Below are 257 nucleotides of genomic sequence, written 5' to 3' on the forward strand. Positions count from 1 at the left end.
GGATAAGCTACCCAACCTACGGCAGAAATTTGGTACAGATGCGGTGTCGTTGCAAGCGCCTAGCGTTTGGCAACAAAATGCGAATGTCTCAGGAAATTCAGAGAACGCCGTCAGCTGGCAAGATAGAACCATTGCCAACGCTGACGGTGGTGACATGACCGTGCGCTGCTACCAGCAGACGAAGCAGAATAATGAGGGAAAAAGTGCGGATGAAGTCGCCATGCTGTTTTTTCATGGCGGCGGATTTTGTATTGGTG

The 257-nt window shown here is 50.6% G+C and carries 1 protein-coding gene; it reads left to right on the plus strand.

Translation table 11 applies throughout. The features are described 5' to 3' along the window. The coding region (locus AAEZ06_RS27725) for a hypothetical protein (protein WP_350617354.1) at positions 1-257 on the plus strand (257 nt) is incomplete at both ends.

The sequence above is a fragment of the Pseudomonas sp. HY7a-MNA-CIBAN-0227 genome (assembly GCF_040310325.1).
GTDB lineage: Bacteria > Pseudomonadota > Gammaproteobacteria > Pseudomonadales > Pseudomonadaceae > Aquipseudomonas.